Genomic DNA, 15,044 nt, shown 5'->3' on the forward strand with positions numbered 1-15,044 from the left:
AATGAACGTCCATTTATGGTCATCAACCTATTCTCGGAACCGCCAACCGGCCATTCGGTGAAGTTCTTTCGGCAATGGTTGAATAAATTGGAACATATCAATTCCAGGGCGGGAACCTTCGATCCAGAAGCGTTGCATATGCGGGTTCATGATGCCTGGCGACAACTCCTTTATCAATTGCCTAAGCATGGCAAAGAACCCCTCATTGCTTACATCAAGGAAGGTGGAGCGCTCGATCTTCGAAGAATATATTTTATCCTTCGAACCATGCTAGGTTCACAGCCAAAGATCAACACACCAAAGAAATGAAAGAGCTCTGGTTGTGTACACGTCAGTATCCCAATGGGAGAGGGGAAGCATTCTTGCAACATGCGCTACCGATCTGGCAGAAGCAGTTCAGTCGTGTTGTGGTCATTCCCATGTTCGATGGAGAAGGGGAGTTTCCCGTACCCGACGGCATTGAAGTATTGCAGTTATGGAAGGATGACGATTACACCCCATTATCGAAACACGGGACGCTCCTAAATGCTCCAGCAGTTCTGCGGACCATGAGCAGGTATGGAGATCGCGAGGGTCGGTCGCGGCGTTATGTTCTGAGCCTTTCGCGTCAATTGGTACGAAAAGCAACGGTTTTCTGGGCGCGGATGGGCAAGAGCTATGATCCTGATAGAGTCGTAGTTCTATCTCTTTGGTTGGAAGACTGGGTTACCGTACTAGGATTGGTGAAAGAGCGCAATCCTGGGTTCCGGTTTTCGGCAATGGGCCATGGTTGGGACTTGTTCGAACATCGCAGAGCCAGTGGCAACATTCCATTCAGGACATATCAGTTGGATGCTGCGGATCAACTTCTTTTGGTATCGGGTCCCGGGGTCGATCATATAAAAGAGAACTATCCGCAACACGCGTATAAAACCATATTGGCCCGTTTGGGAACACCGGATCATGGTCTTGCACCATGGGCACCCTCACCTACACTGCGTATTGCAAGTTGTTCCTACCTGCGCAAACCCAAACGAGTAGATCTGCTTGTCGAAGCACTTGCACAATTGGATAGACCGGTGGAATGGACCCATTTTGGAGATGGGCCTGATCGGGATCCTATCCAGAAAGCGGTGGATCGGTTACCACGGAATATCCGTGCGGACCTGCGTGGAAATACATCCAACGCCGATGTTCTGGAATGGTATGCCACCAGACCGGTAGACCTTTTCATTCACCTGAGCGACAGTGAAGGGTTACCTATAGCCTTGATGGAGGCCGCTAGTTTTGGGATACCATTATTGGCGAATGATGTAGGTGGCGTACGTGAGATCGTTAATGGATCAATAGGCTGTTTATTGAATGGCCACCCAAACGTATCCGAAATACTGGAGGCACTTCAACCATCGAATTTGGACCGTCTACTTTCACAAGAGTTCAGGCTAGGTGTTCGCAGCGCTTGGCAGGATGGGTTCAATTGTGCAACGAACTATCGGCGGATCGGTGAATTGCTTTGAGCTGCATTGGTGATGGGCTTACTTTCGCAGTAAGCTGATATGAATCGATAGTGCCCCGGAAGTGAACGATAACAATGAAGAAATTAGTGATCATCATAGGCGCTCGCCCGAACTTCATGAAGGTGGCTCGGTTCAAGAAAGTCGCATCGGAACGCGGTGATTGGCAAGTAGTGTTGGTGCATACCGGTCAGCATCTGGATGATCGTATGAGTACGATCTTTTTCCAGCAGCTGCGCATGGTTCCTGATCATTCATTGGGTATTCACGCGAATACGCCAAATGCCAGGGATCGCAAGTATGATGTTGGCCTTGGAACCGGTTCTGATCAAGGAGCGACCGGATGTAATGATGGTGGTTGGAGATGTCGATAGCACCTTGGCGGCGGCTTTAACTGCCAATAAAGTAGGGATTGCTTTAGCGCATTTGGAAAGTGGACTTCGAAGTCGTGATCGTGGTATGCCGGAAGAATTCAATCGCATTGTCACGGATCGATTGGGCGATCATTTGTTCGTAACGGAACCAAGTGGAAGAGAAAATCTGATCGCCGAGGGCACGAGTGCCGATAGCATTCACTTGGTCGGGAATACCATGATCGATAGTCTTGTGGCATACGATGACCTGGTCCAGGCCAATGATATTTTGGAGCGCTCACAACTCGTGACCGGTGGCTATGCGTTGATGACCATGCATCGCCCCGCGACCGTGGATGATCCGAAAGAACTCGATAAGATGATCTCGTTGATCGAAGTGGCAGCAAAGGACCGTACCGTGGTATTCTCCGTACACCCGCGCACACGGACGAATATGGAACGATTCGGCTCGTTCAAGGAATTGGAGAACATTAAGAACCTTCAATTACATGGCCCACTGGATTATTTTGCATTCCAGAAATTGATCGCACACAGCGAGGTAGTGATCACGGATAGTGGTGGAATTCAGGAAGAAACAACATTTCGACAGATCCCGTGTTTGACGCTCCGCCCCAATACGGAACGACCAATTACCGTAACCGAAGGGTCCAATGAATTGGTGCCATTTGATCGAGATGCCTTGGCCGATGCACTCAACAGAATTCGTGATAAACGATTCAAGGAGAGCAAGATTCCGCATCTTTGGGACGGCCATGCAACGGAACGCGTTTTCGATGTATTGGATCGTTCGCTGTGATACTCTACTTGACCTATAACGACCGTCCATCCGGTGTTTACTGGAGCCAAGTGACCGACGTGGTCATGCATCTCAATACGCTTGGGATGGAGCCAGTGCGTTTGGTCGCACTGGTCTCGATCCGGAAGTTCTGGAGCACGCGGAAGGCAATACGGCTTCGTGTACCGGATGCAATAGTCCTACCTATGATGCCACGTGCCCGCTATTGGCGCATGAATCTGGGGTGGGTATCCATGGTCTGTCGGCGTTTTAAACCGTCGGGTATCATTGGCCGTGGCATTTTTGCAACACACATGGCGCTTGAAATGCGCGAACGTGGTAAGATCGCGAAAGTGTGCTTGGATGGCCGAGGAGCTTATGCAGCAGAGTGGGAAGAATATCGAGTTGTGGATGATGAACGATTGATCGAGCAATGCCGACCGTTGGAGGCGGATGCTTTGCATCGTAGCGACATGCGTATCTCCGTTAGCCGAGCCCTTGTTAAACACTGGAAAGCGCGTTATGGATACGCGGGAAGCTCGTATGTAGTGATCCCTTGTACGCTGGGCATTGATATCATTGACCCGGTGGGTCAGGATCAAAATGCGGTACGCGCGGAGCTTGGTTGGTCAACGGGAGATAGGATCATGGTCTATGCTGGTAGCACGGTCGGTTGGCAGTCGTTGGAATTGGTGGAAAAGCAATTGGTACCTCTTTTGGCGGCGGAACCATCCTTAAAGCTCTTGTTCCTTTGCGAAGAGTCGCCTGAGACCATTTCGCTCATGAAGAAATTTCCGGACCAGGTTGAAAGACGGTGGTTACGACATGAACAGGTACGACGTTTTCTGATGGCTTGCGATATTGGAATACTATTGCGAGAGGATAGTTTAACGAACAGAGTTGCGTCGCCGACCAAATTTGCGGAGTATATCAGCGCCGGTCTGCCCGTATTGATCTCTCCTTATCTGGGAGACCTTAGTGACCTCGTGATGGAGCACCGGCTTGGTCTGGTGGTCGCTGAAGATGGGAGCGTTCCACCGATCCATTGTCCTGATCAAAAGGAACGCGAACGATTGTTAAGCGTTGCACGTGAGCAATTCACAAAGCGAGCACATCTTACGTCTTACACAAGGGTACTTGAGGCATTGCGTTAGAGTCCTTATCTGAAATTTCCCGATCAGACTTTAAGATGATCCTGAGATGGCCGCTATTATGAGCCATAGCCCTACCTTCGCGGCAATGCAGGAAAAAAGGAACATACTTATTACCGGTGGTGCCGGATTTATCGGGTCTGAACTAGGCCGGTTATTGAGTACGGATGGTCACACGGTGCATGTATTGGATGATCTTTCGTTCGGTAGGAGAGCCTTGGCCGGTGTTCCGGATGAGCGCTTCTACAAGGTTGACATTCGGGATCGTAAAGCGGTCCTTGAAGTGATCCAGCGTATTCAGCCGGATTGGGTACTACACTTGGCTGCGATCCACTTCATTCCGTTCTGCAATCAACACCCGGTTGAAGCTGCGGATATCAATATCAACGGAACCATCCATGTGCTGGACGCATGTGCAAAAACATCTTCCGTGAAGCAAGTGTTCTTCGCCAGCACGGCTGCGGTTTATCCGATCTCGGACGGAGCTGTTGATGAGGAACACATCACCGGACCAATGGATATTTATGGAACCACGAAGCTCGCAGGTGAACGCTTGGTCGGTGAGTTCCACTATCGTACGGGTATTCCGGCGATCATCGGAAGGTTCTTCAATGCATTCGGACCCAATGAGACCAATGCGCATTTGATACCGGAGATCCAGAAGCAAGTGTTAGCAGGCGCCCGTACATTGAAGTTGGGCAACTTGGACCCAAAACGCGATTTCGTTCATACTTCCGATATGGGCCGTGCAATGCGTGCCTTGTTGACGAAAGGGCTTAAAGGAAACCCGAAATTCAACATTGGTCGAGGCATCGAATACAGCGTTCGCGAAGTAGTTGAAGCGTTCGAACGGCAACTCGGTGAAACCCTCACGATCGAAGTGGATCCAACAAGGGTGCGCAAAGTTGAACGGATGCACCTCCTAGCGAATGTATCCAAACTGAAGAAGGAGACGGGTTGGGAACCACAACAGGATCTCGACCAGGGTATTGCAACGTTATTGAAGGAAGTTCCTATCGGATAGGAGCCAGTTCAGGAAGCTCACCTGTTACTGCATTCTGAAAATTGTCCAGTAAGATAAAAATAACGCTCTGCACGGATGGCGTCTTTCCGCATGCCATGGGCGGTATGCAGCGCCACTCAAGTCTGCTCGCTATGCATTTGGCGCAACGTGAAGATGTGGAATTGACCGTGCTTCATCCCCATACGGTCCCATTGTTCGATGCGAAATTGGGTATCAAGGAAGTGCACGTTCCACCGATAGATCCGGAGAAATTATACTTGCGCGAATTGTGGCGCTACAGTGCTGCGGTTGCCCAAGTGCTGGATAGGGTCGGAGGTGATGTGATCATGTCCCAAGGATTCTGTGTTTGGAAGGATGTCGATCGATTCAAGGGTCGCTTGATCGTGCATCCACATGGTCTCGAAATGTTCCAAGGATTGACCGTGAAGGATAAACTGATAGGACTTCCATTCCGCATGTTACTTCGCTATTTGGTAGCAAGGAGTCGTGTGACGATCTCGTTAGGCGGTAAGCTGACGGGTATATTGAATAAGTTGGCGAAAGGCACAACCGGAAAGATCGCAGTACTTCCCAATGCAGTTGAAGTTCCTTCCGTACAAGTAATTCAGGATCGGAACGCAACGCTGCGGATCCTTTTCGTTGGTCGGTTCGCGTTCAACAAAGGCATCGATGTGCTGATGTCGGTAGCTGAACGGCTCGTTGCCGAAGGACATGGTGGCCGACTACAGTTTGAATTGGCTGGAAGTGGATCATTACTGGAGCATTTCAAGAGCAAAGGACTTCCATCGAACGTACAATTACTGGGGCGTGTGGAGGACGATGAACTGTTTGCGCTATACACCCAATGCGATGCGTTCCTCTTGCCGACCCGTTTCGAAGGAATGCCCACGGTGGTATTGGAGGCCATGGCGCGAAGCATGCCAATTATCGTGAGCGATGTTGGTGCAACCGCTGAATTGGTTGGCCGGGACAATGGCTGGCTTCTCCCACCCGGTGACGCTGATGCACTCTATCGCGCACTGATCGAGTTCATGGAGCTCACTCAGTCGGAGCGAGCGATTCTTGGTGCTCGTTCCTTGGCGCGGGTGCAAGCGGATTTCACATGGCCGAAGGTCACCGAACGGACAGTGGAATTGTTCAGGAATATTGTTTCAACACAAAGTTGAGCAGAGCCGATAAGCGCCTCGTATTTACCTTTCGCAAGACCTATGGCAACCCACTCCTCAGTCCTGATCGTTGATGACGCTTATCGATTCTGGTGTATCAATGAAGTTGGAGTCAAGTCGGATAATTCGAGAATGTCAGTTCTGTTTGCGTTAAAGGATGAACTCGCCTTGGTTGAGATCGTTTTGAATTGCGGCATATGAAAGATCCTGTTTCCTTCGCTCGCAGCGAGGCGCCGTTGGTCTCAGTAATAATCCCGAGTTATAACAAGCGGGATTATATCGTGGACACCATAGCATCGGTGCAAGCACAGACCTATGGCAATTGGGAACTGCTTGTCGTGGATGATGTTTCCACGGATGGTACGGTAGATCTGATACGGGAGATTGCAAAAAGTGACCCCCGGATCTCGGTGGATGTGTTGGACAAGAATTCTGGAGCGAACCGCTGTCGGAACTACGGTCTCGCGAAAGCGAAAGGGCATTATGTAATTTTCCTGGATGCCGATGATCAACTGGCCCCTCATTGCCTAGGCACTCGTGTAAGTGCAATGATCCGCACCAAGGATCCGGATATGGGCGTGTTCACCATGCGCGTATTCAGGCATCGGTTAGGTGATGACACACGACGTTGGGTTCCCAAACACAAAAAGCCGCTACGGGATTTTTTTCGTCACGATCTTCCGTGGCAAACAATGCAACCGATATGGAAGAAAGAATTCGTTAAACAGTTAGGCGGATTCGATGAAGGTTTTGCCCGACATCAGGATGTGGAACTGCATACGCGTGCACTCATGTTACCTTCCGTACGGGTAGAACAATTCCCCGGCCCTATTGATTGCTATTATCGTGTAGGCGAAGAAAGAAGGTCTGACGGTATTGCGCGAAGATCTGAGAAACTAGTGGATGCCACGCTGCATTATTATGAACGATTCATGCCTGATGCGGATCGATTGGGTATGCGCAGCGCGTTGGTCGGTACGTTGCACAGGATCCAACTTCAGCTACTGTACCACGGACGTGAAGAACAGATCTCGAGAGCTGAATTAACACAGCTTGAGAAACGGCTCTTCCCAAAAGAGATCTGGCGTTCAATTCCACTATGGAAGCGGTTCCTTTTTCGGGTCTCACGGGTGTTCAACATGGCGCCTATCCGTATCCCTGGAGTTAATAAGACCATCGGCGCACTTCTGGTGCAGTAACCCTAAGATCTCGTGATCAAGGCTCTGATCCTCTGTGCGCCACGGAACCCAAAAAGTCTGTGAAGCACTATGTAGGAACGGCCGGAGGTTGGGGAAACTGAAGGCTGGAAATCAGAAGGTAGAAGTGTCTTGTGATAGCTCAATGCAGCTTTTGGGTCATGTGCATAGAGAATACGGATACTATCAAAGATCACTTGCCAATAGGGTTGAAGGTCCCGACCATCGTTCAAGGATCGGACGTGATCCATCATTCGACCACGAAGTTCAACGAAACGCGCCCAATTCCTTGCGAGGTTGGTATGTGAAATGCTATCATTCCGCTTATGGACCAAAGTATTCACAGCAGGGTCATGAACGATCGATCCGCCATTCTTGATCATCCGGAACAGGAGGTCATATTCTTGGCTACTCCCAAGGGTAGCATCCCATCCCCCAGCATCCTGAACGGCGCTGCGTTTCCATAATATCGCTGAAGTGATACCCAGGCCGTGTTGCATTACATCCGACCAAGCATCGCGATCTTCATTCTTTTGGATCACGTCGCGCACGAATACGCCAGTGGGAGAGATGATCCGATAACTCGCAACGACCAGGTCAGGACCGTTGTTCGCGTTCACAAGCAGCGCTTGCCGGTGTAGTTTTTCGGGAAGCAGTTCATCGTCGGCATCCAGGAATTGGATATACGTACCATCTGCGTGTTGAAGGCCTGCATTCCGCGCTTGAGCCGCTCCACTATTGGATTGTTCGATCAATTTCAATTCGATTCCAACCGGTACCGGTGTCGAACGGATCAGATCCACAGTCGTATCGGTACTACCGTCGTCGACCAAGATCACCTGAAGTGGTGCGTAGGTTTGACTGAACACACTTTCCAAACATCGCGTAATGTATTCTGCCGCATTGTAACAAGGTATGATGATCGAAATGGTCATGGAACGTTGCTCGGGGTTGATCGATCTTTCATTGGTATCGGTCGAAATGGCTCATCGTGAAAAACAGCAACGGAACCGAGCAGGTACAGCTACTGGGCCATTGCCACGCGCTATGCAGGATTGATATCCGGCCCAGCGTGCATGGCCGTCTTCATTAGCAGAGTCATTGGTCCATTCCCACGCAGTGGACATACTGGAAATATTAAGTTCATCGCTTACAGTGCAAGCTGAATACCACTCCGCCCATGAACACAACCGCAGACCAACCGAGTCACAAGCCTGTATGGCATCAAAGAAGGTCATCGGGTTTCCAAGGAAAAGTTCATTCGCTATGCAGAACTGATCAGTTACGGCCACAGTGGCGGTCGGGCAGTTACGCCTTTCGTTCACTGTGCCATTCATTACTTGGAATGCATTACCATCGAACACCACGGAGAGAAAAGTCGATACCTGGAAATCGTCACCATCTACCGGCTGATCCGGGCCATATCGAACTGGAAATGGACCATGTCCGTTAACCAAAAGTTCAACCGCTCCAGGAATTGATAGTGGTGTGCGGAGTACTAATTGCATCCCGACGGTAGGTGGTCCGGTCGATCCATTTACCGTAACGTTCCAGTCATTAGCTGAAGATAAAGCGAGCTTATGGGTGCCATCTTGTTCTATTCCTGCTTGTAATGCGGCATTTTCTTCAGTGGTTGAGTCCAACCCGGTGACTTGTTTATCTGCAATGCCAATACCTTGTAATATGATCTCCGCATCTACTTTGACCTGAGCGTTCGTAGCCCAGGATGCGATCAATGCGATTGATAGAATGAAGGTGCGGATGGGTCGCATTGCTCACTGGCGGATATGATAACAACAACGTGTTGCTCCCGGAACAATATCCAACGTAGGCACCGAGCGCTGGCCCATGCATGAAGTACCACCTGCCTGTCCCAGCGTATGCGTGTGGTTTGCGGTATCATCCACCCATTCCCAATTCAATAGGACATCGCCAAGGGGAGGGTCAGTATGAGTGCATGCTAAAAAGAACTCCTGCCATGTACAAAGTCTTCCGCCCTTGGATGCACAATGGTCTATGGCCTCGTAATAGAGTGTAGTATTCAGAACCGTACTATCCACGCAAACTTGAGTGTTGAGTTGAACGGTTCTCGCTGGACAACCGCGGCGGCTTGGTGCTGTAAGGGTAAACACGCCATCGCTCAATACCAATTCGCAGATCGCTCCAGCTTCGATCTGACCGGCCACCGGATCTATGCCATCACCACGCAGTAGCGGATATGGGTTCAATTCATTGATCCGCACAAAGACCGGGCCTGAGATTTCCTGTGTTGCAATAAATCGGAGCATGGTGCCACTGGCCAGTGGGCCGGATGTAGGATCCATAGATAGTTCGAAGGTATCCGCATTTAACACTGCTATGCACCAATGCGCCATTCCGGACACGGCATGACCCACGGTTATCAATTGATCAGCAGAAGTTGGTGAAGCAATTCCATCGATACCACGTTGACCAGTGGGTCCAGTGAATTGGAGGGGCACATCGATCCCGACCTGCGCTACACAGGGGCTGATCGTCAGAAAGCTTATTGGCAAGAGCCACTTCATTATCTGTTGGAACAGCATCGGTACCCGGCATAACCTAAGGCTGGTATGGTAGAACCGTAACCACAGCCAGCCCCGGGTATAAGTGTTTGCCCATCGAATCCTATACCTACAGTTTTTGCATCGCCGATGTTATTCCCAGCACTATCCACCCATTCCATATTGGGTACTGTAGACATGAAATTTACATCGGCGCGACATGCAGCGATCCATTCTGTGTACCTGCAAAGTCGTGCACCACCTGCTGCACAGAATCCCACGGCCTCGAAAAAAGTCGCAGTGTCATGGGCTTGGGTTTCTATACAGAGGTCAACTCCAACTGCCTTATAACCTGAACGACAAGGAATCGTTATTTCACTGATCAGAACGAAATACTGGCCGTCAAAAACAAAACGAGCAGGGATGTCCGGTAGTAACACCGCACTGTCCAATGGCGTACCATTGAATGTTCGGATCGGCATTGCGCCAAGGCCATTAAGGTCCAATTGAGCATTGGCCGAATTTGCAGAACCTGGGGTCACAGTAACCACCATGCCTTCCGCATAAAGCAATGGTGAAGGAACAAGGTCGGCAGAAATTATTGTGTTACCCGTACCCACTGCAAAAGTGGTGCTCATTTCCCGTGAAGAGCGAAGTGAAATTCCTGCATCTCTGATCTGTGGTTCTGCAACTCCACTAACATGGCGGTCACTTTCCAATGTCGCATTCAATTCCAAACGCACCGGTACATCCAATTGGGCGTTTGCGATCAAAGGCCAAACAGTCGAAAACAAGACTATGGCCCTAAGGATCATAATTTAAGCAGGCGATAGCGAAGGGTCTCGTTCAAGCGCAGAACGAGCGCACCGGTGGGGTAGTCTGAAAGGTCGATAATGAACGATCGCTCGCTCAGTTGTGAATTACTTCCATCAAGCAATGCTCCGGTCGCAGAGAACAACTCCCACTTCGTAATGGTTGCGTTTCCGATCGATCTCACGTGCACTTGATCCAAGGTCGCGGTGGGGAAAACAGTGAAAGAGGAAGCACTGGCATATTCGGTCACTGAAACATTGATCACCTGCGAGAATAAGGTCAAATGATCCCATGGTCCGGGATCGGTCACCGTTACGAGTTGCGGCCCTACTTGTGAAATGCTGGGTAATGCGTACCAGTCGCCGGTCGGTAGAGGCGCTTTATGCATTACAAGATCGGATGCATCCGCACCGTTCAGCTCTGAAGTATCGTAATGCATCGCAATGTCCAGAACAGAACCCTGTACAGGGGCTGCGTCCAGCCGGTACCAACGTGCGATGCTCGGTATGGTGCCATTCGCCAACAAGGGTTCATGTCCACGCGTAACATCTACTGGCCCAAGGGCAGTGTTCATTGTAAGAGAAAGCCCAAGACCGGCGATATTATTATCGGTGAATGCCGAGCTGAGGTCGCGTGAGGCATGTTCCGTTCCTGTGCCTGTGATCGGTCCATTTGCTGGTTCGGTCAAAGTGGCTTCCGTACCGAATTCGATCAGGCCATCATTCACTATGGAAGCACCCGAAATGATCTCAAAGTCCACTGGGCCAACAAGTTCAACAGTAGTACCAGATCCGATGGTCAAATTCCCACTTTGCAAGGTCATGGTTTGTCCCTGCGTGTGTAGGGCAGCGAACATAGGGATCAACAGGAAGGTACGTGCACTGTACATGTTGGCAAAGATATATGGAAGAGATCGAAGTAAATGGCCGTGATCCAAGGTTGAATTAGGACTTACCTGTTCCGGTTATTTCATCGTACAACTGCTCCAGGACCTTCGTGTTATTGGAAATGGAATGTTCTAATTTTTTAAAGCTTTTCAAACCCTTGACGGCAATATCTTCAGGATGATCGAAAATGCCTCGCAAGGTCCGTTCTAATTCATCCGTCAGGTGATCGGAAAATGAAATAAGGTCATTTTCGGTTTTAAGAATAGCATTTCCTAGTTCGTTTTTTTTGACATCTATACACCAACCGATGTCGGAATTGTTGATCTCAGGCAGTGCGCGAATGTTCGTTGAGATCACTGGGCAACCATACGACTGGGCTTCTAGAGCAGAATAGCCATATGTATCAGCATACGTAGGTAGCAGGGCGATATGCGTTTTCCTGAACAGTTCCAATACTTCAGGATTTGGAAGGGATGTATGGTGTGTGATATGGTCCGGGTAGCCTGAAATGATCTTTTTTACGAACTCCAGGTCATTCAAAGTGCTCCGCGATGCATAGTCACCATAGTGCAGTTTTGATACAATGTTCAAATGCCAATCAGTCGTTCCATTCTTATAAAGCCTATCGAACGCAGTGAGCACTTCTTTACCTCCTTTTCGGAAAAAATCGCTGCCCACAATTGTGAATACGAGTTTGTCCTGTGCACCCTTTTTTATTGTCTCGATCGGCGGACATACCTGCGGAGGATGCAGTACCATTAGTTTCTCTTCTATGGTAGCCAATAGTTCCGAAGCGTTTTTGGTGACATAGGCCCGTTGTATATCGGCTGAGCAATTAGATAATGCAATGATCTTTTTACACGAGGCACCTGCGATCAACTCCAGACCTTTGCGCGTGTTTTTGTTGCCCCAGCGAGGTAAGGATGTCTCGAATGTGGTGACCCAAGGGGTTTTACCATAGCTGAGAGCATTGAAAAAATGGTACATCTCAACATTATGTATGTCAAGATCAGAAAATGAATTGCTGATCTTGAAATTACTGGAAGAAGCGAACTTGAAGTAAATGAATTCAGGTATTTTATAAAGATTGTATTTTTTCTCGACCCTATACTTCAGAAAAGGAAGACCATGAAAGTTTCGAGTTTGAGGATAGCCGGTAGAGTTCGTCCCAATAATTTTCATCGCCATCAGTTACACGGGAATGTGCGTTATGGTTTTTTCAATGGCCCTTCTTCCCAACGGTATCAAAGATATCCCATTTGGATTCGAGTACTCAGGAGTAGCGTGTAAGTGCGATCGGTTTTTACTCGTGCCATAAGCTTATCGGAAGGAGTTTCAGATGTACGTTATCCTTACTTTCATGCGGGAAAATGTTCTGCCAGGCTAACTTCCGATCGGTATAAGATCCAAAGCACAGAAACGTCTTAAGATCGAACGAACAGAAGGAGGCAACCTTAGCAGGGAGGAATATGACGAATTGCACTAGTGACCGCGGACCTTAGGGTCCAATACTGAGCAATATGCCATTCGTGATATTCCCATATTGCCTGCCCAACGACTAGCTTTGGCACAAATCAACTGCGCATGAATTGGAAGGGATTCCTCCTTGATCACATGGGGTATTTTTCGGTAACGGACATTCCCAATTTTCTTTTTGCCATACTACTTGCCGGGCTGCTTGTATTCATCAGCGCTAGGTTCGGCTTGCGGTCTACACCTGCCGATATGCGCGTACTGGTGATATGGGCGGCTTTAGTAGCGCTCGGTGTAGGGCTGGTCAAAGGGCAATTGGCATTTGCCTTGGTCTTTGTTGGAGTTCTGCTTTTTGCACGTGGAACTGATAGTTCCAAGCAATCTGGTCATGCAGTACTTATGGCCATGATAATTGGTTTCGGCTGCGGCAGTGGTGCTGGTTTAATTACATTTATTGCGGTATTGCCGCTGATCTTGATCTTGCGTGTAATGAAGGCATCATCCTAAGTTCTTTTTGGTGAGAGGATGAAAGGTGTAGTTTCTTTATTAATAGCAGCAAGTGTTTGTGGTGTCGCCGCGACCGTCTTTCGTGCACCCGCATCGTTGTCGGTATCAAGCGCAAGAAACCATGTGCGTGATCCGATTACTACGGAGGCCATGCCGTTGGCGAATGGAGACATTGATCTTACGGTAACGGGAGGTGGCCGAATGGTATATGCTGTGGGAGATGCCGGTCCGTGGAAAGATCTACCAGCCAGCGGAATAGTGAGGATCTCAGGTTCTGATGGACGCGCTGCGGAAAAGCTGCTGGTCTATCCGACATCTGTGGCGTGGAAACATCCGTATCCAGGGTTGCCAATAGCAACCATAGTGCGTGTGGCGGAACAGTTGGAAACCGGGCACATCGAACCACCCCAACTGATCACGCTCATAAATGCGGACCACCATGGCCTACCGGTTTACTCGATCTTGGTTCCTGAAGGAGCTTTCTTTGACCCGGACACCGGTATTTATGTTACTGGTAACGCTGTTCTACGGCCAACACCGGATATGATCAATACGCATCTTCAAAGTAATCGTTGGTGGAATTACCCGGGCAATTACCATTTCCGGGGCAAAGCATGGCAACGCAGCGGTCTCCTGCAAGTTCTGGACGGAACTGGAAATGAGACCATCAACACGGCCGTAGGTATTCGGATAAATGGTCAGTTGACCCGTGGTTTTCCGATCCATGCGTTGCGGTTGTTGTTCGAGACACCATTGGGTGTGCCGGTATTTGATGATGGCGATGGAATAGGTTCTACGGTGCTGTTGCTGCGAAGCGCAGGGAATGATCAAATGAAAGCCATGCTCCGCGATGCAGTGGCACATGAACTGTGCAATGATCTGCCATTTGATATTTCGCAAAATAGAACGTGTGTCGTATATGTGAACGGAACGTATTGGGGATTACACCAGTTGCGCCAAAAAGTAGAAGAGGAGGAATTGGCCAGGCGTTCAGGGGTAAAAAAGAAACAGATCGCGATGTTGGAGGTGCGAAACAATGAATTGTTGGGTAAGGCCAAGGAAGCCGAACGATTCAACAATGACCTGAATAGCATTTTGGCTTTGGATCCTTCAGATCCGGATCTTGTAAAGAAGATCAATGGTCGGCTGGATCTCAACGGTTTCCTGAGTTACATGGCGTCCGTCATGATCTTGGATAACAAGGATTGGCCTGATGCCAATGTCAAATTCTGGCGATACACAGGAAAACAGGCCATGGATGCTCCGCTGGATGGTAGGTGGTATTTCATTCTCACGGATATGGATCTAGGACTTGGTGCTTATGGAGAACCCGAAGCCCCGTTATTGGAAAGGATAAAGGGCCGAACTTCGCCGATGCCGAAATTGTTCAACGCATGTATGGGATCACCTGAACTTCGGCAGACTTTCATCTCAAAAGTGAACGAATTGATCAACGGGCGATTTTCAGCGAAAAGGACCATTGAAGTTCTGGATCGGATAGCATCAAGAATGGAACCGGAAATGCCAAGGCATATAGCGCGTTGGCGCAGGCCAAAGGACATGGTCACCTGGCATCTGGAGGTGGATCGTATACGCACCTACCTGCGAGCGCGACCGGAGCGTATACGTTCCCAGATCCCTGGATTGTTCCAATAGCATCCAG

The 15,044-nt window shown here is 49.4% G+C and carries 16 protein-coding genes; 10 read left to right on the top strand and 6 right to left on the bottom strand.

What is annotated here, in order from left to right; all coding sequences use genetic code 11:
• Positions 1 to 15 precede the first annotated feature (15 nt).
• The 8 genes from IPF95_11345 (at position 16) to IPF95_11380 (ending at position 7,182) form a co-directional block, all read left to right on the top strand.
• Positions 16 to 309, top strand: coding sequence for a hypothetical protein (locus IPF95_11345; GenBank protein ID MBK6475284.1), 294 nt, complete (start codon positions 16 to 18; stop codon positions 307 to 309).
• Positions 306 to 1,496, top strand: coding sequence for a glycosyltransferase (locus IPF95_11350; protein MBK6475285.1), 1,191 nt, complete (start codon positions 306 to 308; stop codon positions 1,494 to 1,496). Before IPF95_11345 ends, IPF95_11350 begins: the two co-directional genes overlap by 4 nt.
• A gap of 74 nt (positions 1,497 to 1,570) precedes the next feature.
• Entirely contained in the window at positions 1,571 to 1,867 is a 297-nt protein-coding gene (locus tag IPF95_11355) for a hypothetical protein (GenBank protein MBK6475286.1), read from the top strand.
• A complete protein-coding gene (wecB, locus tag IPF95_11360; protein ID MBK6475287.1) occupies positions 1,776 to 2,663 on the top strand; it encodes a UDP-N-acetylglucosamine 2-epimerase (non-hydrolyzing) in 888 nt (295 codons plus the stop codon). Before IPF95_11355 ends, wecB begins: the two co-directional genes overlap by 92 nt.
• The gene (locus IPF95_11365) at positions 2,660 to 3,796 is read left to right on the top strand and encodes a hypothetical protein (GenBank protein ID MBK6475288.1); all 1,137 of its coding nucleotides are present in this window, start codon (positions 2,660 to 2,662) and stop codon (positions 3,794 to 3,796) included. Before wecB ends, IPF95_11365 begins: the two co-directional genes overlap by 4 nt.
• An 85-nt stretch (positions 3,797 to 3,881) precedes the next feature.
• A complete protein-coding gene (locus tag IPF95_11370; GenBank protein MBK6475289.1) occupies positions 3,882 to 4,817 on the top strand; it encodes a GDP-mannose 4,6-dehydratase in 936 nt (311 codons plus the stop codon).
• Between the two features lie 41 nt (positions 4,818 to 4,858).
• Positions 4,859 to 5,983: a glycosyltransferase family 4 protein gene (locus IPF95_11375; GenBank protein MBK6475290.1), complete on the top strand. Its 1,125-nt coding sequence runs from the start codon at positions 4,859 to 4,861 to the stop codon at positions 5,981 to 5,983.
• 197 nt (positions 5,984 to 6,180) lie between these two features.
• The gene (locus tag IPF95_11380; protein ID MBK6475291.1) at positions 6,181 to 7,182 is read left to right on the top strand and encodes a glycosyltransferase; all 1,002 of its coding nucleotides are present in this window, start codon (positions 6,181 to 6,183) and stop codon (positions 7,180 to 7,182) included.
• A gap of 2 nt (positions 7,183 to 7,184) precedes the next feature.
• Here IPF95_11380 and IPF95_11385 read toward each other — a convergent pair whose 3' ends face one another.
• Genes IPF95_11385 through IPF95_11410 form a run of 6 tightly spaced genes read right to left on the bottom strand, consistent with a single transcriptional unit; the run spans position 7,185 to position 12,388 of the window.
• Entirely contained in the window at positions 7,185 to 8,114 is a 930-nt protein-coding gene (locus IPF95_11385; GenBank protein ID MBK6475292.1) for a glycosyltransferase, read from the bottom strand.
• A gap of 51 nt (positions 8,115 to 8,165) precedes the next feature.
• The gene (locus IPF95_11390) at positions 8,166 to 8,951 is read right to left on the bottom strand and encodes a hypothetical protein (protein ID MBK6475293.1); all 786 of its coding nucleotides are present in this window, start codon (positions 8,949 to 8,951) and stop codon (positions 8,166 to 8,168) included.
• Positions 8,952 to 8,954: 3 nt separating this feature from the next.
• A complete protein-coding gene (locus IPF95_11395; GenBank protein ID MBK6475294.1) occupies positions 8,955 to 9,725 on the bottom strand; it encodes a hypothetical protein in 771 nt (256 codons plus the stop codon).
• Entirely contained in the window at positions 9,725 to 10,474 is a 750-nt protein-coding gene (locus IPF95_11400; protein ID MBK6475295.1) for a hypothetical protein, read from the bottom strand. The genes IPF95_11395 and IPF95_11400 overlap by 1 nt, the downstream gene beginning before the upstream one ends.
• 38 nt (positions 10,475 to 10,512) lie before the next feature.
• Positions 10,513 to 11,403: a T9SS type A sorting domain-containing protein gene (locus IPF95_11405; GenBank protein ID MBK6475296.1), complete on the bottom strand. Its 891-nt coding sequence runs from the start codon at positions 11,401 to 11,403 to the stop codon at positions 10,513 to 10,515.
• A gap of 55 nt (positions 11,404 to 11,458) precedes the next feature.
• Entirely contained in the window at positions 11,459 to 12,388 is a 930-nt protein-coding gene (locus IPF95_11410; GenBank protein ID MBK6475297.1) for a glycosyltransferase family 4 protein, read from the bottom strand.
• A 597-nt stretch (positions 12,389 to 12,985) separates the two neighbouring features.
• Between IPF95_11410 and IPF95_11415 the strand changes: the two genes are divergently transcribed.
• Together IPF95_11415 and IPF95_11420 are read left to right on the top strand one after the other, a co-directional pair.
• Positions 12,986 to 13,381, top strand: coding sequence for a hypothetical protein (locus IPF95_11415; protein MBK6475298.1), 396 nt, complete (start codon positions 12,986 to 12,988; stop codon positions 13,379 to 13,381).
• A gap of 123 nt (positions 13,382 to 13,504) precedes the next feature.
• On the top strand, positions 13,505 to 15,037 hold the full coding sequence (locus IPF95_11420; GenBank protein ID MBK6475299.1) for a CotH kinase family protein: 1,533 nt from the start codon (positions 13,505 to 13,507) through the stop codon (positions 15,035 to 15,037).
• The last annotated feature ends 7 nt before the right edge of the window (positions 15,038 to 15,044 follow it).

This window comes from Flavobacteriales bacterium (assembly GCA_016704485.1).
GTDB lineage: Bacteria > Bacteroidota > Bacteroidia > Flavobacteriales_F > PHOS-HE28 > PHOS-HE28.